The 12,536-nt window shown below is 66.1% G+C and carries 11 protein-coding genes; 1 reads left to right on the top strand and 10 read right to left on the bottom strand.

Features of this window, described 5'->3' with window-relative positions:
* Positions 1-5: 5 nt before the first annotated feature.
* From tssH to tssA, 10 genes are all read right to left on the bottom strand, one after another.
* Positions 6-2,681: a type VI secretion system ATPase TssH gene (tssH, locus tag HU763_RS18630; protein WP_186688093.1), complete on the bottom strand. Its 2,676-nt coding sequence runs from the start codon at positions 2,679-2,681 to the stop codon at positions 6-8.
* Complete coding sequence (tssG, locus tag HU763_RS18625) at positions 2,674-3,723, bottom strand: type VI secretion system baseplate subunit TssG (RefSeq protein WP_420831059.1); 1,050 nt, start codon at positions 3,721-3,723, stop codon at positions 2,674-2,676. The genes tssH and tssG overlap by 8 nt, the downstream gene beginning before the upstream one ends.
* A complete protein-coding gene (gene tssF, locus HU763_RS18620) occupies positions 3,687-5,549 on the bottom strand; it encodes a type VI secretion system baseplate subunit TssF (RefSeq protein ID WP_170031702.1) in 1,863 nt (620 codons plus the stop codon). Before tssF ends, tssG begins: the two co-directional genes overlap by 37 nt.
* Positions 5,546-6,061, bottom strand: coding sequence for a type VI secretion system baseplate subunit TssE (gene tssE / locus HU763_RS18615; protein ID WP_170031699.1), 516 nt, complete (start codon positions 6,059-6,061; stop codon positions 5,546-5,548). Before tssE ends, tssF begins: the two co-directional genes overlap by 4 nt.
* Complete coding sequence (locus tag HU763_RS18610) at positions 6,055-6,495, bottom strand: hypothetical protein (protein ID WP_186688081.1); 441 nt, start codon at positions 6,493-6,495, stop codon at positions 6,055-6,057. Before HU763_RS18610 ends, tssE begins: the two co-directional genes overlap by 7 nt.
* On the bottom strand, positions 6,492-6,932 hold the full coding sequence (locus HU763_RS18605) for a type VI secretion system amidase effector protein Tae4 (protein ID WP_170031693.1): 441 nt from the start codon (positions 6,930-6,932) through the stop codon (positions 6,492-6,494). The genes HU763_RS18610 and HU763_RS18605 overlap by 4 nt, the downstream gene beginning before the upstream one ends.
* 71 nt (positions 6,933-7,003) lie before the next feature.
* Positions 7,004-7,492, bottom strand: coding sequence for an Hcp family type VI secretion system effector (locus tag HU763_RS18600; protein ID WP_170031691.1), 489 nt, complete (start codon positions 7,490-7,492; stop codon positions 7,004-7,006).
* Positions 7,493-7,563: 71 nt separating this feature from the next.
* Complete coding sequence (gene tssC, locus HU763_RS18595) at positions 7,564-9,060, bottom strand: type VI secretion system contractile sheath large subunit (protein ID WP_186688079.1); 1,497 nt, start codon at positions 9,058-9,060, stop codon at positions 7,564-7,566.
* 11 nt (positions 9,061-9,071) lie between these two features.
* On the bottom strand, positions 9,072-9,587 hold the full coding sequence (tssB, locus tag HU763_RS18590; RefSeq protein ID WP_025340314.1) for a type VI secretion system contractile sheath small subunit: 516 nt from the start codon (positions 9,585-9,587) through the stop codon (positions 9,072-9,074).
* 72 nt (positions 9,588-9,659) lie between these two features.
* The gene (gene tssA / locus HU763_RS18585; RefSeq protein ID WP_186688075.1) at positions 9,660-10,697 is read right to left on the bottom strand and encodes a type VI secretion system protein TssA; all 1,038 of its coding nucleotides are present in this window, start codon (positions 10,695-10,697) and stop codon (positions 9,660-9,662) included.
* Positions 10,698-11,092: 395 nt separating this feature from the next.
* Between tssA and tagH the strand changes: the two genes are divergently transcribed.
* Positions 11,093-12,514: a type VI secretion system-associated FHA domain protein TagH gene (gene tagH, locus HU763_RS18580; RefSeq protein WP_186688067.1), complete on the top strand. Its 1,422-nt coding sequence runs from the start codon at positions 11,093-11,095 to the stop codon at positions 12,512-12,514.
* Positions 12,515-12,536 lie beyond the last annotated feature (22 nt).

Below are 12,536 nucleotides of genomic sequence, written 5' to 3'. Positions count from 1 at the left end.
TCCTGTCAGTCGGCTGCGCCGAAGTCATAGTGCAAGTCATTGTCGCGGCGGCTGATGCGCACACTGGCCAGCGGCTTGCCTTCGAGCATGCGGGTGAGGAACTCGCGGCTCATGTCCGGCAGCAGGCCGTTGGTGAGGATGGCGTCGATCATGCGGCCACCGCTTTCGGTTTCGGTACAGCGCGAGACGATCAGCTCCACCACCTCGTCGTCGTAGGCAAAGCCGACCTTGTGCGTGCCTTCCACGCGCTTGCGGATGCGCTCCAGCTGCAGGCGGGTGATGGCCTTGAGCATGGCGTCGCTGAGTGGGTAGTAGGGGATGGTCACCAGGCGCCCGAGCAGCGCCGGCGGGAAGATGTCCAGCAGCGGCTTGCGCAGCTGGCTGGCCACCGCCTCCGGGTCGGGCAGGGCCTGCGGGTCGCTGCAGGTGCGCGCGATCAGCTCGGTGCCGGCGTTGGTGGTGAGCAGGATCAGGGTATTGCGGAAGTCGATCTGACGGCCTTCGCCATCCTCCATCACACCCTTGTCGAACACCTGGAAGAAGATCTCGTGCACGTCCGGGTGGGCCTTTTCCACCTCGTCCAGCAGCACCACGCTGTATGGCCGGCGGCGCACGGCCTCGGTCAGCACGCCGCCTTCGCCGTAACCGACGTAGCCGGGCGGGGCGCCCTTGAGGGTCGAGACGGTGTGCGCCTCCTGGAACTCGCTCATGTTGATGGTGATCAGGTTCTGCTCACCGCCGTACAACGCCTCGGCCAGGGCCAGCGCGGTTTCGGTCTTGCCCACCCCGGAGGTACCGGCGAGCATGAACACGCCAATCGGTTTGTTCGGGTTGTCGAGGCCGGCACGGGAGGTCTGGATGCGCTTGGCGATCATGCTCAGCGCATGGTCCTGGCCGATGATGCGCTTGGCCAGCAGGCTGTCGAGGTTGAGCACGGTCTCGATCTCGTTGCGCGCCATGCGCCCCACCGGAATCCCGGTCCAGTCGGCCACCACCGAGGCGACGGCCTGGTAGTCCACGGTCGGCAGGATCAACGGGCTCTCGCCTTGCAGGGCGCCCAGGCGCTGCTGCAGGTCGGCCAGCGTTTCGCGCAGCTCAGGGTTACCTGGCAGCGCAGCGTCCTGGTCGACCACCCCGGCTTGCTCGCGCAGTTGGGCGCGGGTGGCCAGCAGTTGGTCGACCAGGGCCTTTTCCTCGGCCCAGCGGCTTTCCAGGGCGGCCAGGCGTTGGCGCTCCTCGGCCAGCAGGCTGTCGGCCTGGGCCTGGCGCTGCCCGGTGGGCACGCCAATGGCGGCTTCACGGGCGATGATTGCCTGCTCGACCTCCAGCGCCTCGATGCGGCGGCGGCTGTCGTCGACCTCGGCCGGCACCGCGTGCAGGCTGATGGCCACGCGTGCGCAGGCGGTATCGAGCAGGCTCACCGATTTGTCCGGCAGCTGGCGCGCCGGGATGTAACGGTGCGACAGCTTGACCGCGGCCTCGAGGGCTTCGTCGAGGATCTGCACCTGATGGTGCTGCTCCATGGTCGAGGCCACCCCACGCATCATCAGCAGGGCCTTGGCTTCGCTCGGCTCGTCCACCTGCACCACCTGGAAGCGGCGGGTCAGGGCTGGGTCTTTCTCGATGTGCTTCTTGTACTCGGCCCAGGTGGTTGCCGCCACCGTGCGCAGGCTGCCACGGGCGAGTGCCGGCTTGAGCAGGTTGGCCGCATCGCCGGTGCCGGCGGCGCCACCGGCACCGACCAGGGTATGGGCTTCATCGATGAACAGGATGATCGGCTTGGGCGAGGCCTGCACATCCTCGATCACCTGGCGCAGGCGCTGTTCGAACTCGCCTTTCATGCTGGCGCCGGCCTGCAGCAGGCCGACGTCCAGGCTGCGCAGCTCGACATCCTTGAGCGCCGGCGGCACGTCGCCGGCGACGATGCGCAAGGCGAAGCCTTCGACCACGGCGGTCTTGCCGACACCGGCCTCACCGGTGAGGATCGGGTTGTTCTGCCGGCGGCGCATGAGGATATCGACCAGCTGGCGGATCTCCTCGTCACGGCCGACGATCGGGTCGAGCTTGCCGCTGCGGGCCTGTTCGGTCAGGTCGACGGTAAAGCGCTTGAGCGCTTCCTGCTTGCCCATCGCTGCCGGCGCCACGGCGCCGCTGGCTTCGCCAGGCTGTGCAGCACTGAAGCCGTCGGTGGCGCCCAGATGGTTTTCCGGCGAGTCGCCGACGTATTCGCTGAAGCGTTCGCTCAACGCCTCGACCTTGAGCTTGGCGAACTCGCTCGACAGCCCCAGCAAGGCATGGCGCAGGCTCGGAGTCTTGAGGATGCCGACCAGCAGGTAGCCGCTGCGCACCTGGCTTTCACCGAACATCAGGCTGCCGTATACCCAGCCGCGTTCGACCGCCTCTTCAACCTGCGAGGACAGGTCGGTGATCGAGGTCGAACCGCGCGGCAGCCGGTCCAGGGCGTCGGTCAGGTCGCGCGCCAGGCGCGCCGGCTCGACATCGAACTGGCGCACGATGCGGTGCAGGTCGCTGTCCTGCAATTGCAGCAACTGGTGCAACCAGTGCACCAGTTCGACATAGGGGTTGCCCCGCAGCTTGCAGAACACCGTAGCGGCCTCGATGGCCTTGTAGGCAATGCTGTTGAGTTTGCCGAACAGCGCGGCGCGGCTGATTTCACCCATGGTCCTGGTTCCTTGTGTGGTGGGCGGCGGCCGGCTGGTCGGCATAGTAGCGGGCCAGCTTCAGGTCGCGTGCATCGTGCGGAAGGTGGCCGAGCCAGGTATCGAAACCCAGGCGTTGGCCGGCATTGAGTTGCAGCGCAGGTACCTGGTCCTGCGCGAGGATCAGGTTGAGATCCCAGTCCAGTTCCTGGCCCAGGTATTCGGCGACCCATGCCGCCAGCTCGACGAAGGCCTGCCCGCCAGGCAGCAGGGCGTGGTACTGGTCGAGGCTGAGCGGGCCGAGGCACAGCCGGAACTTGTGCTGGCGGTCCCAGACGTAGCGGCCCAGGCACAGGTCCACGCCCAGGCGGTTGGCGCGCACGCCGAGCTGGCTGCGTTCGGGCAGTTCAAGCCACTGGCCGACGTATTCTTCCAGGCGCACCGGCACGCCGAAATAGCCGGCGAGGATGCTGCACAGGCCGTCCGGGTAGCGGGTTTGCGCGCTCAGGTGGCCGGACCAGTGCAGTTTGGCGGTGTCGGCCAGTGCGCCCTGGCCCTGCAGTTCCGGCTGGCCACGGCCACTGAGCGCGGCCAGGCGCGCGGCCCAGTAGTCGTCGCCCGGGCGATCGTGGCTGACCGTCGGGCGCGCTTCGGCCCAGGCGCGGTAGAACAGGCTCAGCAGGCGGTGATGGAAAACATCGAGGAACGCCTTGCTGGTCGCGTCGGCATGGTTGCGCTGGCGCTCGCGCATGTATTCGGTGAGGTGCAGCGGCAACGGCCCGTTGGGGCCACCGAGGCCGAAGAAAAACTGCTCCAGGCGCGCCGGCTGGTCGCCGTCGGCGCTGACCGAGGCCAGGGTCGCCGGGGCGAACCCGCAGTCCAGGCGCTGGCCCAGGCGCACCGGCTCGTCGGCCAGGCGCAACGAATGGCCGAAGCGTGGCAGCTCGGGGTACTGCGCCTCGAGGCGGCGCAGCGCCTGGAAGAAGTCGTACGCCCAGGGCTCGTCCTGCATGGCCTGCAAGGTATTCATAAGGTCGGCCTGCGCCCCGGTTTGGCCGCCCAGCGCATGATCTCGCCACGTTCACTGGTGCGCAGTACCGTTTCGGTGAAGCTGTTGATCGACACATAGCGGGTCAGGAACCGTTCGAACACCGCGCCGAGCAGGAACACGCCGGTGCCGCGGAAGGCGTTTTCGTCGAAGGTCAGGGTGATCTCCAGGCCCCGCCCGAAAACGATCGGCCCGGGCATCGGCAGGCGTCGCGTACAGGGTTTGCTGCTGACCTCGCGCAGGCCGTCGATCTGCAGGTTCAGCGCGCTGTCCTGCGGGTCGCCATACAGGCGCAGCAATTCGCGCAGGGCGGCGGCGCCCTGGCCGTGCTCGGCCAGCGACAGGTAGTTGAGCGACAGCTGGCTGATCAGGCGCCAGGCACGGTTGTCATGGGCATGGCTGGCCTTGGGCCGGCTGGGGCCGGCCAGGCAACGCACGCCAGCGACCGGTGCGCTGTCGGCCAGGCTGAAGTCGCTGCGCCCGTCGCCAACGTTCATGAACAGGGGCAGGTCGCGGTTGCTGCACAGGGCGCTGATACCCAGCTGGCGCAGGTCGTGGCGGTAGGGCGCCTGCTGGCCGTCGACCAGGCTGATGAACGTCTCGCTGCCCATGTAGCTGGAGCGCGTACCGTTGCGGCGCTGGTCGCTGGACAACACGCGCGGCTCGCGGCGCACGATGTAGTAGGCCTGGTCGCGGCCATAGCGCGACGGGTCGCGCACGGCGTAGAACGGCAGGAATTCCTGGTCCGGGCCGGTGCCGTGGCCGGTAACGCGTTGCAGCGAATGGATCTCGAAATCGGTGGGCCGGGTACGGTCGGCGATCACGTGGTGTTCGTGCACCCGGTCGGTCAGGTGCAGGCGGTCGACCCGCCGCGGGAACAGGTTGATCGCCGGGGTGCAGAACGGCACGAACTGGTCGGCACCGACGCTGCTCTCCAGGCTCTGCTCGAAACGCTCGAACAACACCAGCACTTCCAGGGTCTGCCCGGTGCAGCGCTGGACCGCTCGCTCCAACCCGGCGAAATCGACGAACAGAAAACGCTGCGGCAGGGCGAAGTATTCCTGCAGCAGGCGGTAGCCCTGGAAGGCCTGGGGCACCACCGGCAACGCTGCTTCGCGGTCGTCGAAGCCACACGGGCGCAGCGCCTGTTCGACTGGAATGCGCTCTACCCAGTCGGCGCCAGGTTGGCGCACGAACACCGCGCAGGCGCTGCCCAGCAGTTGCTCGTAGAGGCGGAACGGCGTCTCGTCGGCGCCGTTGAGGTACAGCGGCAAATGGCTGAGCGGCAAGCTGCAGAACGGCACCTCGGCGCCACTGCGCAGGGTCAGGCGCAGGCCGGCGCGGGCCTGGGGCACGCTGCCGGCCAGGCGCCCGAGCACCGCGCCGGGGTTGCCGAAGTACTCGGCGCGGGCCACCTGCAAGGGCCACAGGGTAACGTCCTGGGTGCTGCGGAACTCGCACGGGGTTTGCGAGTTGCGTCCTAGGTTGGCACGCAGCACGCTGTCCCGCGGCAGGCGGAAACCGGCGGCCAGGGAGCCCTCGTCGGGGTCGGTCTGCAGTTGCACCACGGTCATCGACGGGGTCGGCGCCAGGTAGTGCGGGTAGGCGATTTCCAGCAGGTTGTGGGTGAAGGTCGGGTATTCGGCGTCCAGCTTCAGCTGCACCCGTGCGGTGAGGTAGGCGAAGCCTTCGAGCAGGCGCTCGACATAAGGGTCGGCACACTCGATCCCGGACAGCGTCAGGCGCCCGGCGATCTTCGGGTATTCCCTGGCGAACTCCGCGGCACTCTCGCGGATGTGCTGCAATTCCTGGTTGTACAGCTCAAGCAGGCGCGGGTTCATGCACGCCTCCGGCGTTCGGCCGGGGCCACGCGTACGTGGCCGGACTCCAGGTCCACCTCGGTCTGCAGCAGCAACGGCAAGGCCGCCGGCTGGGCCCACAGGTCGCCTTCGATCTCGAAACTCAGGGCGTTGGCATTCATCTCGCCGGGGGCGGCCTGGGCACGCACCTTGAGGGTATGGGCGAGAATACGTGGCTCGTAGGTGGCGATGGCCTGGTGGATGATGCGCTCCAGGGCGGCCAGGTCGATGTTCGAGGCGCTGTTGCCGGCCAGGGCCGGCAGGCCGTAGTTGATCACCGACGCACCGGCCGGGGTGCCCAAGGTGGCGGCGCTGTCCAGCAGCGAGGTGGTGTTGAGCAACCAGGCAAGGTCGCGCAGTACCGAGGCCTTGAGCTGGTGCAGGCTGAGTACGCGCTTGTCCGGCGCTTCCTGCGGGTTGCCCGGGTCGTCGTCGGTCAGACGGTCCAGCAGCGAGGGCTGCAGACGGTCGCGGGCGGCAATATCGGCTACCACTCGAACAGCCCCACGAAGTTCTTCTGGTCTACAGGGCCGTTCGCACAGCTGCCGCCATGGGCCACGATGGATGGCTCCAGGCGCTCGCCCAGCTGGCGCACGGCCTGGTACTGGCTAGCGCAACGGCCGGGCTGCGACGGGTCTGGCTGCACATGGCTGACAATGATGATCTGCGCACCATTGAACTGCTCCACGCGAGGCTTGCCGCCCGCGCGCTCGGGGCTGAGCTGGCACGGCCAGGGCATGTCCAGCTGCAGCAGCGAAGCATCGGCCTGGCGCAGCGCGCAGCGGCCCTGGTGGTTTACCAGCGCCAGCTGTTTGCCGCCAAGGGTGACTTCAGGCGCCGCGCTCGACGACGGAGCAGGGGCCTGCGCACAGGCATTCAGGGCGAACGCGACCAGCAGGGCCGGCAGGGCTTTGCACACACGGTTCATTTCAGCTCCCAGAACCAGACGGCCTTGGAACGATGCGCCTGGTCGGCGAAATAGCCCGTGACCCGGCCTCTGTCCCACAGGTCGATGTGATCGCCGGTACGGTTGTCGAAGGCCTGCCCGGCACGGGCAAAACAATCCTTGAAGAAGATGATGCCGCGCTTGTCGCTGAGCTTGAGGCGGTCGCTTGCGCTGCCACTCAGTTGCAGCGGGGCACCGAGATGGTGCTTCCACAGCCAGTTGGCCAGCGACTCGGCACCCCGGGCATGGCCATGGGCACAGCGCGGTTCGCTGTAGGTACCGGCATTCACCTTGATGGTATGTTCGCCATTGAGCGCGATGCTCATGCGAATGGCGCACTGGTTGTCCCAGCCGCCGTCGCAAGGCGAGGAGTCGGTTGGGTAGGCATTCCAGAGGTTGATGAAAGAAGGCTTGGCCATGGGTTTCACCGTGAGCGGGTGAGGGTAGGGGAAGGCGCCCGCGCCAGCCAAGGCGGCGCAGGCGCGGTCGGTCAGATCTTGACGTTGGAACGGATGTTCCAGCCGTACTTGATCGGGCCGCCTTCCTTGGTGCCGTCGGCTTTCTGCGGCTGATAGTCGACGGTGACCTTGGCGAAGTTCAGGGTCACGTTCTCGGTCAGGCGGTCGTCGTTGCCCGAGCCACCGGTGCTCAGCGAGCTGATGATGACCTCTTCGAGGTTGATGATCAGGTACTCGACCTGGCTCTCGCCGCCGGCCTTGCGCACGGTCAGCTTGACCTTGTCGATGTGCTTGCCGCTGGAGCAGTGGGCCATCAGGTTGGGGGTCGACTTGTCGATGTACTTGGTGATCGACAGGTCCTGGATGTTGACCTTGCCCGAACCGCCACCGCTACCCATGTGCATGTTGCCGGACTGGGACATGCCCCAGCTCCAGTTGAGCACGTCGATTTCGTCCTTGTGGCCCTTGTCGTGGGACTCGCCCTTGATGTCGCCGATCTTGATGAAAATATCTACAGCCATGATGTCCTCGGTATTACGTGTCAGGTTGGCGGTTGGGTGCAGTTGGGGCTGTCAGGCAGCCCCTGGGGCGTTTACGCCCCTTTGGCCGAAGGCAGCTTCGATACCAGGCGCAGCGACACGGTCAGCCCTTCGAGCTGGTAGTGCGGGCGCAGGTAGAAGCGCGAGTTGTAGTAACCCGGGTTGCCTTCGACGTCCTCGACCACGACCTCGGCCGCTGCCAGCGGGTGCTGGGCCTTGGTGGTCTCGGTGGAGTGCGCCGGGTCGCCGTCGACATAGTTGAGGATCCAGTCCTGCAGCCAACGCTGCATCTCGTCCTTTTCCTTGAACGAGCCGATCTTGTCGCGAACGATGCACTTCAGGTAGTGCGCGAAGCGGCAGGTGGCGAACAGGTACGGCAGGCGCGCGGCCAGGTTGGCGTTGGCGGTGGCGTCCGGGTCGTCGTACTCGGCCGGCTTCTGCAGCGACTGGGCGCCGATGAAGGCGGCGAAGTCGGTGTTCTTCTTGTGCAGCAGCGGCATGAAGCCATTCTTGGCCAGCTCCGCTTCGCGGCGGTCGGAAATGGCGATTTCGGTCGGGCACTTCATGTCCACACCACCGTCGTCGGTGGGGAAGGTGTGCGCCGGCAGGCCCTGCACCTCGCCACCCGACTCCACGCCACGAATGCGCGAGCACCAGCCGTAGTACTTGAACGAGCGGTTGATGTTCACCGCCATGGCATAGGCGGCGTTGGCCCAGGTGTACTTGCTGCTGTCGGCGCCATCGGTGTCTTCTTCGAAGGCGAACGCCTCGACCGGGTCGGTCTTGGCGCCGTACGGCAGGCGTGCCAGGAAGCGCGGCATGGTCAGGCCGATGTAGCGCGAGTCTTCGGACTCACGCAGCGAGCGCCAGCCAGCGTATTCCGGGGTGGTGAAGATCTTGGTCAGGTCGCGCGGGTTGCTCAGTTCCTGCCACGAGCCCATGCCCATCACGGTCGGCGAGGCGGCGGCAATGAACGGCGCGTGCATCGAGGCGCAGATCTTCGACATTTCGCCCAGCAGCTCGACGTCGGGTGGCGACTGGTCGAAGTAGTAGTCGCCGACCAGGCAGCCGTAGGGTTCGCCGCCGAACTGGCCGTATTCTTCCTCGTACAGCTTCTTGAAGATCGGGCTCTGGTCCCAGGCGGTACCCTTGAATTTCTTCAAGGTTTTGTGCAGGTCGGTCTTCGAGACGTTGAGCACACGGATCTTCAGCTGCTCGTCGCTCTCGGTGTTGTTGACCAGGTAGTGCAGGCCGCGCCAGGCACTTTCCAGCTGCTGGAAGTCGTTGTGATGGATGATCTGGTTGACCTGGGCAGTCAGCTTGGCGTCGATGGCGGCAATGATCTGCTCGATCGAGCCAATGGCATCGTTGGACACCAGGTTGGTCTGCGCCAGGGCCTGCTCGGCCAGGGTACGCACGGCGCTTTCGACCGCTTCCTTGGCTCGTTCGGTCTTGGGTTTGAATTCCTGCAGCAGCAGGTTGGCGAACTCGCTCGGGTCCTGGGTGGCTGCGGCCGGCTGGGCCTGGGCGTCGCGCAGTGGATCGGTCATGGGCTGTCTCCTCAGGCCTTGGGCTCGTTGTCGACGGGTTTCGGCGCGCTGGCCAGGGCCTGCAGCAGGGCCGGGTCCTTGATCGCTTTGAGGATGATGTCCTCGGCACCGGTCTTGCCGTCCATGTAGGTCAGCAGGTTGGCCAGCTGGGTGCGGGCTTCCAGCAGCTGGTTCAGGGCATCGACCTTGCGTGCCACGGCGGCCGGGCTGAAGTCGTCCATGCTCTCGAAGGTGATGTCCAGGCTCAGGTTGCCTTCGCCGGTCAGTTCGTTGGGCACGTTGAAGGCCACGCGGGGCTTCATCGCCTTCAGGCGCGAGTCGAAGTTGTCGACGTCGATTTCCAGGAACTTGCGCTCGGCCACTGCTGGCAGCGGCTCGGCCGGCTTGCCGGCCAGGTCCGAAAGCACGCCCATGACGAACGGCAACTGGACTTTCTTCTCGGCGCCGTAGAGTTCGACGTCATATTCGATCTGCACCCGTGGCGCACGGTTGCGCGCGATGAATTTCTGGGAGCTGTCTTTCGCCACGTTGTTCCTCCTGGTCGCCGGTGTGGCGGCGCTGTTCGTTGCGGGCGTCGGTGTTGATGCGGGCCGAGGACGTCAGTTGTCCTCGGGGCCGCGCAGGTTCTCGAATTGCGACCAGCCATCGGGGATCAGGTCGCGAACAATGGTTGCGAAATCGGCATTGACCAGTTTCTTCGCCCGGTGCAGCAGCACCGGCAGCGGGCTCGATGGCTCGTGGCGGGCGTAGTACTGCAGCAGGCGGTCAAGGCTCTGCTGCACGTCTTCGCGGCTGTTGACTTCGCCTGGGCGGGCAGCGGGCCGTGCGGTAGGGGTGACACTGGCGATCAGCGGCTGCGGGTCATCGTGCTCGGCGAGTGGCGCGTCAACGGCTTGCGCGGCCGTGCCGGCACCGTCGGGGCAGTAGTCAGCCAGCACCTGCTGCACCTGGCGCAGCGGCTGGCGCAGGGCCGACAGGTCGATGCCACGCTCCGACCCGACCTGGTCGTTGACCCGGCTTTCGATGGCGTCCACCGCCTCGCGGGCCAGCCGCAGCGCCTCCTGGCACTGGTGCAACTGGTCGGCGTCGGCGTCACGCAGGGCGGCGGCCAGTTCCTCGGCGCTGAGCTGTTCGCTGGCGAAATGCTGTACGCCTGCGGCGTGCAGGGCCGCGCGCAGGGTGACCGGGCCGAAGGCGCGCGAACGCACCAGCACGGCATCGCGCAGCAGCGCGATGTTGGTGTCGCAGGTGAGGCCGGCCAGGGCATTGACCCGTACCGTGGGGTCGTTGTCGTCAGCGGCGTCCAGTTGCGGGTGCAGGTGCAGCCAATACTCGCCGAGCAGGTCGCGGATCAGCTCCAGGCTGGCGGCCAGCCCCGGGAGGCCGTGCAGGGCCAGGTTGGCCTGCAGCAGGAAATGGGTGATGCGCAGGTCCTTGCTGCGTTGCAGCAAGGTCGTGCTGGCTTGCTCGATATCGCGCCACTGCGGCGGTTCGGCAGGCTGGATGGCATCGCCCATGACGCGCTCGGGGCGGCCCTGGGCGTCACGCTCCAGTTGCAGAAACTCGGCGTCATATTCGAGGTCATCGCCGCAGGGGAAGTCAGCGGAAACAGCGGCGAGCAACGGCGATGCGTTCACCAGAATTCGATCTCCCTATCGGCCCTTGGTGAGGGCGTGTTGTTGTGCGAAGTTGCAAGTGTGAACTGGCGCACAAACTTTCCAAAGAGTGCCGGCGTGATATCACAATGATATTGTTTTGGCACTTCGAAGTTGCGCATTTATGGTTTATTTATTCGCGAGTGTCAAGGTAAGCTACGCGCCCCCGAGTTTCACTTGTGACTTCGTTGGCAGTAACCGAGCACCACTCGTCCGGTTCCCTTCGGCTGGCCTCGGCAGTGGCGCTGCATACCCGTCGTATAGTCGGTGCTTTGCGCGAGACCCCCGATAATCAAGGGGTGCAGCAATATTTGAGTGGCTGCGGTAAATAACTCAAATGGATGGATCGACGTTTAAAACGGATGCAAGGAGGCATGATGGCACTTTGCCTAACTATCACCAGTTACCACAAGATTACCCCGGGGCAATGCCCGGAGATGCGGCTGGAAACCGGTGCCATCACGCTTGGCCGTTCGGCGGACAACGACTGGGTACTTCCCGACCCGGAGCGGTTGGTATCGGCCAGGCATTGCATGATCCAGTTCAAGGATGGGCGGTATTATTTAACCGATGACAGTACGAACGGTGTGGAATTAGTTCGCGCCGGTATTCGCCTGCGTCGCGGTAACAGTGAGCCGCTGATGGATGGCGAAGTTATCCGCATTGGTGAATACGAGATCCAGGCGCGCATCGACGCGAGCTTGCCCGGCAGCCTCGATGGCCAGCCCCAGGCGCACAGTTTCGAAGCGCTGATGGCCAACCAGGTAGCGGCTCCGGCCGTCCCCGCCCCGGCGATATCCGGTGCGCCGGCAGCATTCCTGCAAGGCGCGTCGAACCACGACACGCTGCCTGACCTGTTCGACTTCCTCGGCCCCGCGAGCGTGCCGCCAGTCAGCCAGCCCGACCATGTACCGGCCCAGCAGCACGACTTTCGTCCGCCAACCCCGGTGATCCCGCCAACCCCGGTGATCCCGGCTGCGCCGGCCGCCGCCGCAGCGCCAGGGATGATCCCGGAAGACTGGGACCTGCTTGGCTCGACCCCGGCACCCGCGCCAGCCGTGGCACCTGAGCCAGTGCCAACGCCAGCGCCGACACTGCCACCGATACCGACAGCGCCACCTGTACCAGCTGCTCCGGCAGTTCCTGCACAGCCGGCGGCGAGCGCAGCAGTCGCGCCAGCGCCTGTTGCACCTGTAGCGGCCGCGACCAGCGACGCATTGCTGCAGGCATTCCTGCGTGGCGCTGGTATCGAGCACCTGCGTATCGACGCCGCCGATGCCGCCGCCCAAATGGAGGCCATCGGCCGCAGCTACCGCTTGATGGTCGAAGGCCTGATCGACGTACTGCGGGCGCGCAGCAGCCTGAAAGGCGAGTTTCGCATGCAGCAGACGACCATCGCCCCGGTGCAGAACAACCCGTTGAAATTCGCCCCCAATGCCGACGAGGCCTTGCTGCTGTTGCTGCGTCACGGCAACCAAGCGTTCCTGGCGCCGGACCAGGCCGTGCGCGAGAGCTTCGATGACCTGCGCGCCCACCAGCTGGCGGTGATGGCGGGCGTGCAGGCGGCGATCAAGCACCTGCTCGGCTGTTTCCAGCCGGCGCGCCTGGAGCAGCGCCTGGCACCTGCGGCCGGGCTGGCCAAGCTGTTCGGCGGTTCGCGCCAGGCGCACTGCTGGCAGCAGTTCACCGAGCTTTACGGGCAAATCTCCCGCGAAGCCGAAGATGATTTCCAGGAGCTGTTCGGCCGCGAATTCGCCCGCGCCTACGAGGCCCACAGCAGCCGTTCGCAACGTAGCTGAGCACGCCCGGGAAGACCACGGT

Origin of the sequence: Pseudomonas anuradhapurensis (assembly GCF_014269225.2) — a bacterium.
In the GTDB taxonomy this organism is placed as follows: Bacteria; Pseudomonadota; Gammaproteobacteria; order Pseudomonadales; family Pseudomonadaceae; genus Aquipseudomonas; species Aquipseudomonas anuradhapurensis.
This window is presented reverse-complemented; position numbering and strand designations above follow the sequence as displayed.

What these genes read in the sequence shown, in the direction of transcription:
- tssH (WP_186688093.1), bottom strand. Translation starts at nt 2,681, where the DNA reads ATGGGTGAAATCAGCCGCGCCGCGCTGTTCGGCAAACTCAACAGCATT.
- tssF (WP_170031702.1), bottom strand. Translation starts at nt 5,549, where the DNA reads ATGAACCCGCGCCTGCTTGAGCTGTACAACCAGGAATTGCAGCACATC.
- HU763_RS18610 (WP_186688081.1), bottom strand. Translation starts at nt 6,495, where the DNA reads ATGAACCGTGTGTGCAAAGCCCTGCCGGCCCTGCTGGTCGCGTTCGCC.
- HU763_RS18605 (WP_170031693.1), bottom strand. Translation starts at nt 6,932, where the DNA reads ATGGCCAAGCCTTCTTTCATCAACCTCTGGAATGCCTACCCAACCGAC.
- HU763_RS18600 (WP_170031691.1), bottom strand. Translation starts at nt 7,492, where the DNA reads ATGGCTGTAGATATTTTCATCAAGATCGGCGACATCAAGGGCGAGTCC.
- tssC (WP_186688079.1), bottom strand. Translation starts at nt 9,060, where the DNA reads ATGACCGATCCACTGCGCGACGCCCAGGCCCAGCCGGCCGCAGCCACC.
- tagH (WP_186688067.1), top strand. Translation starts at nt 11,093, where the DNA reads ATGGCACTTTGCCTAACTATCACCAGTTACCACAAGATTACCCCGGGG.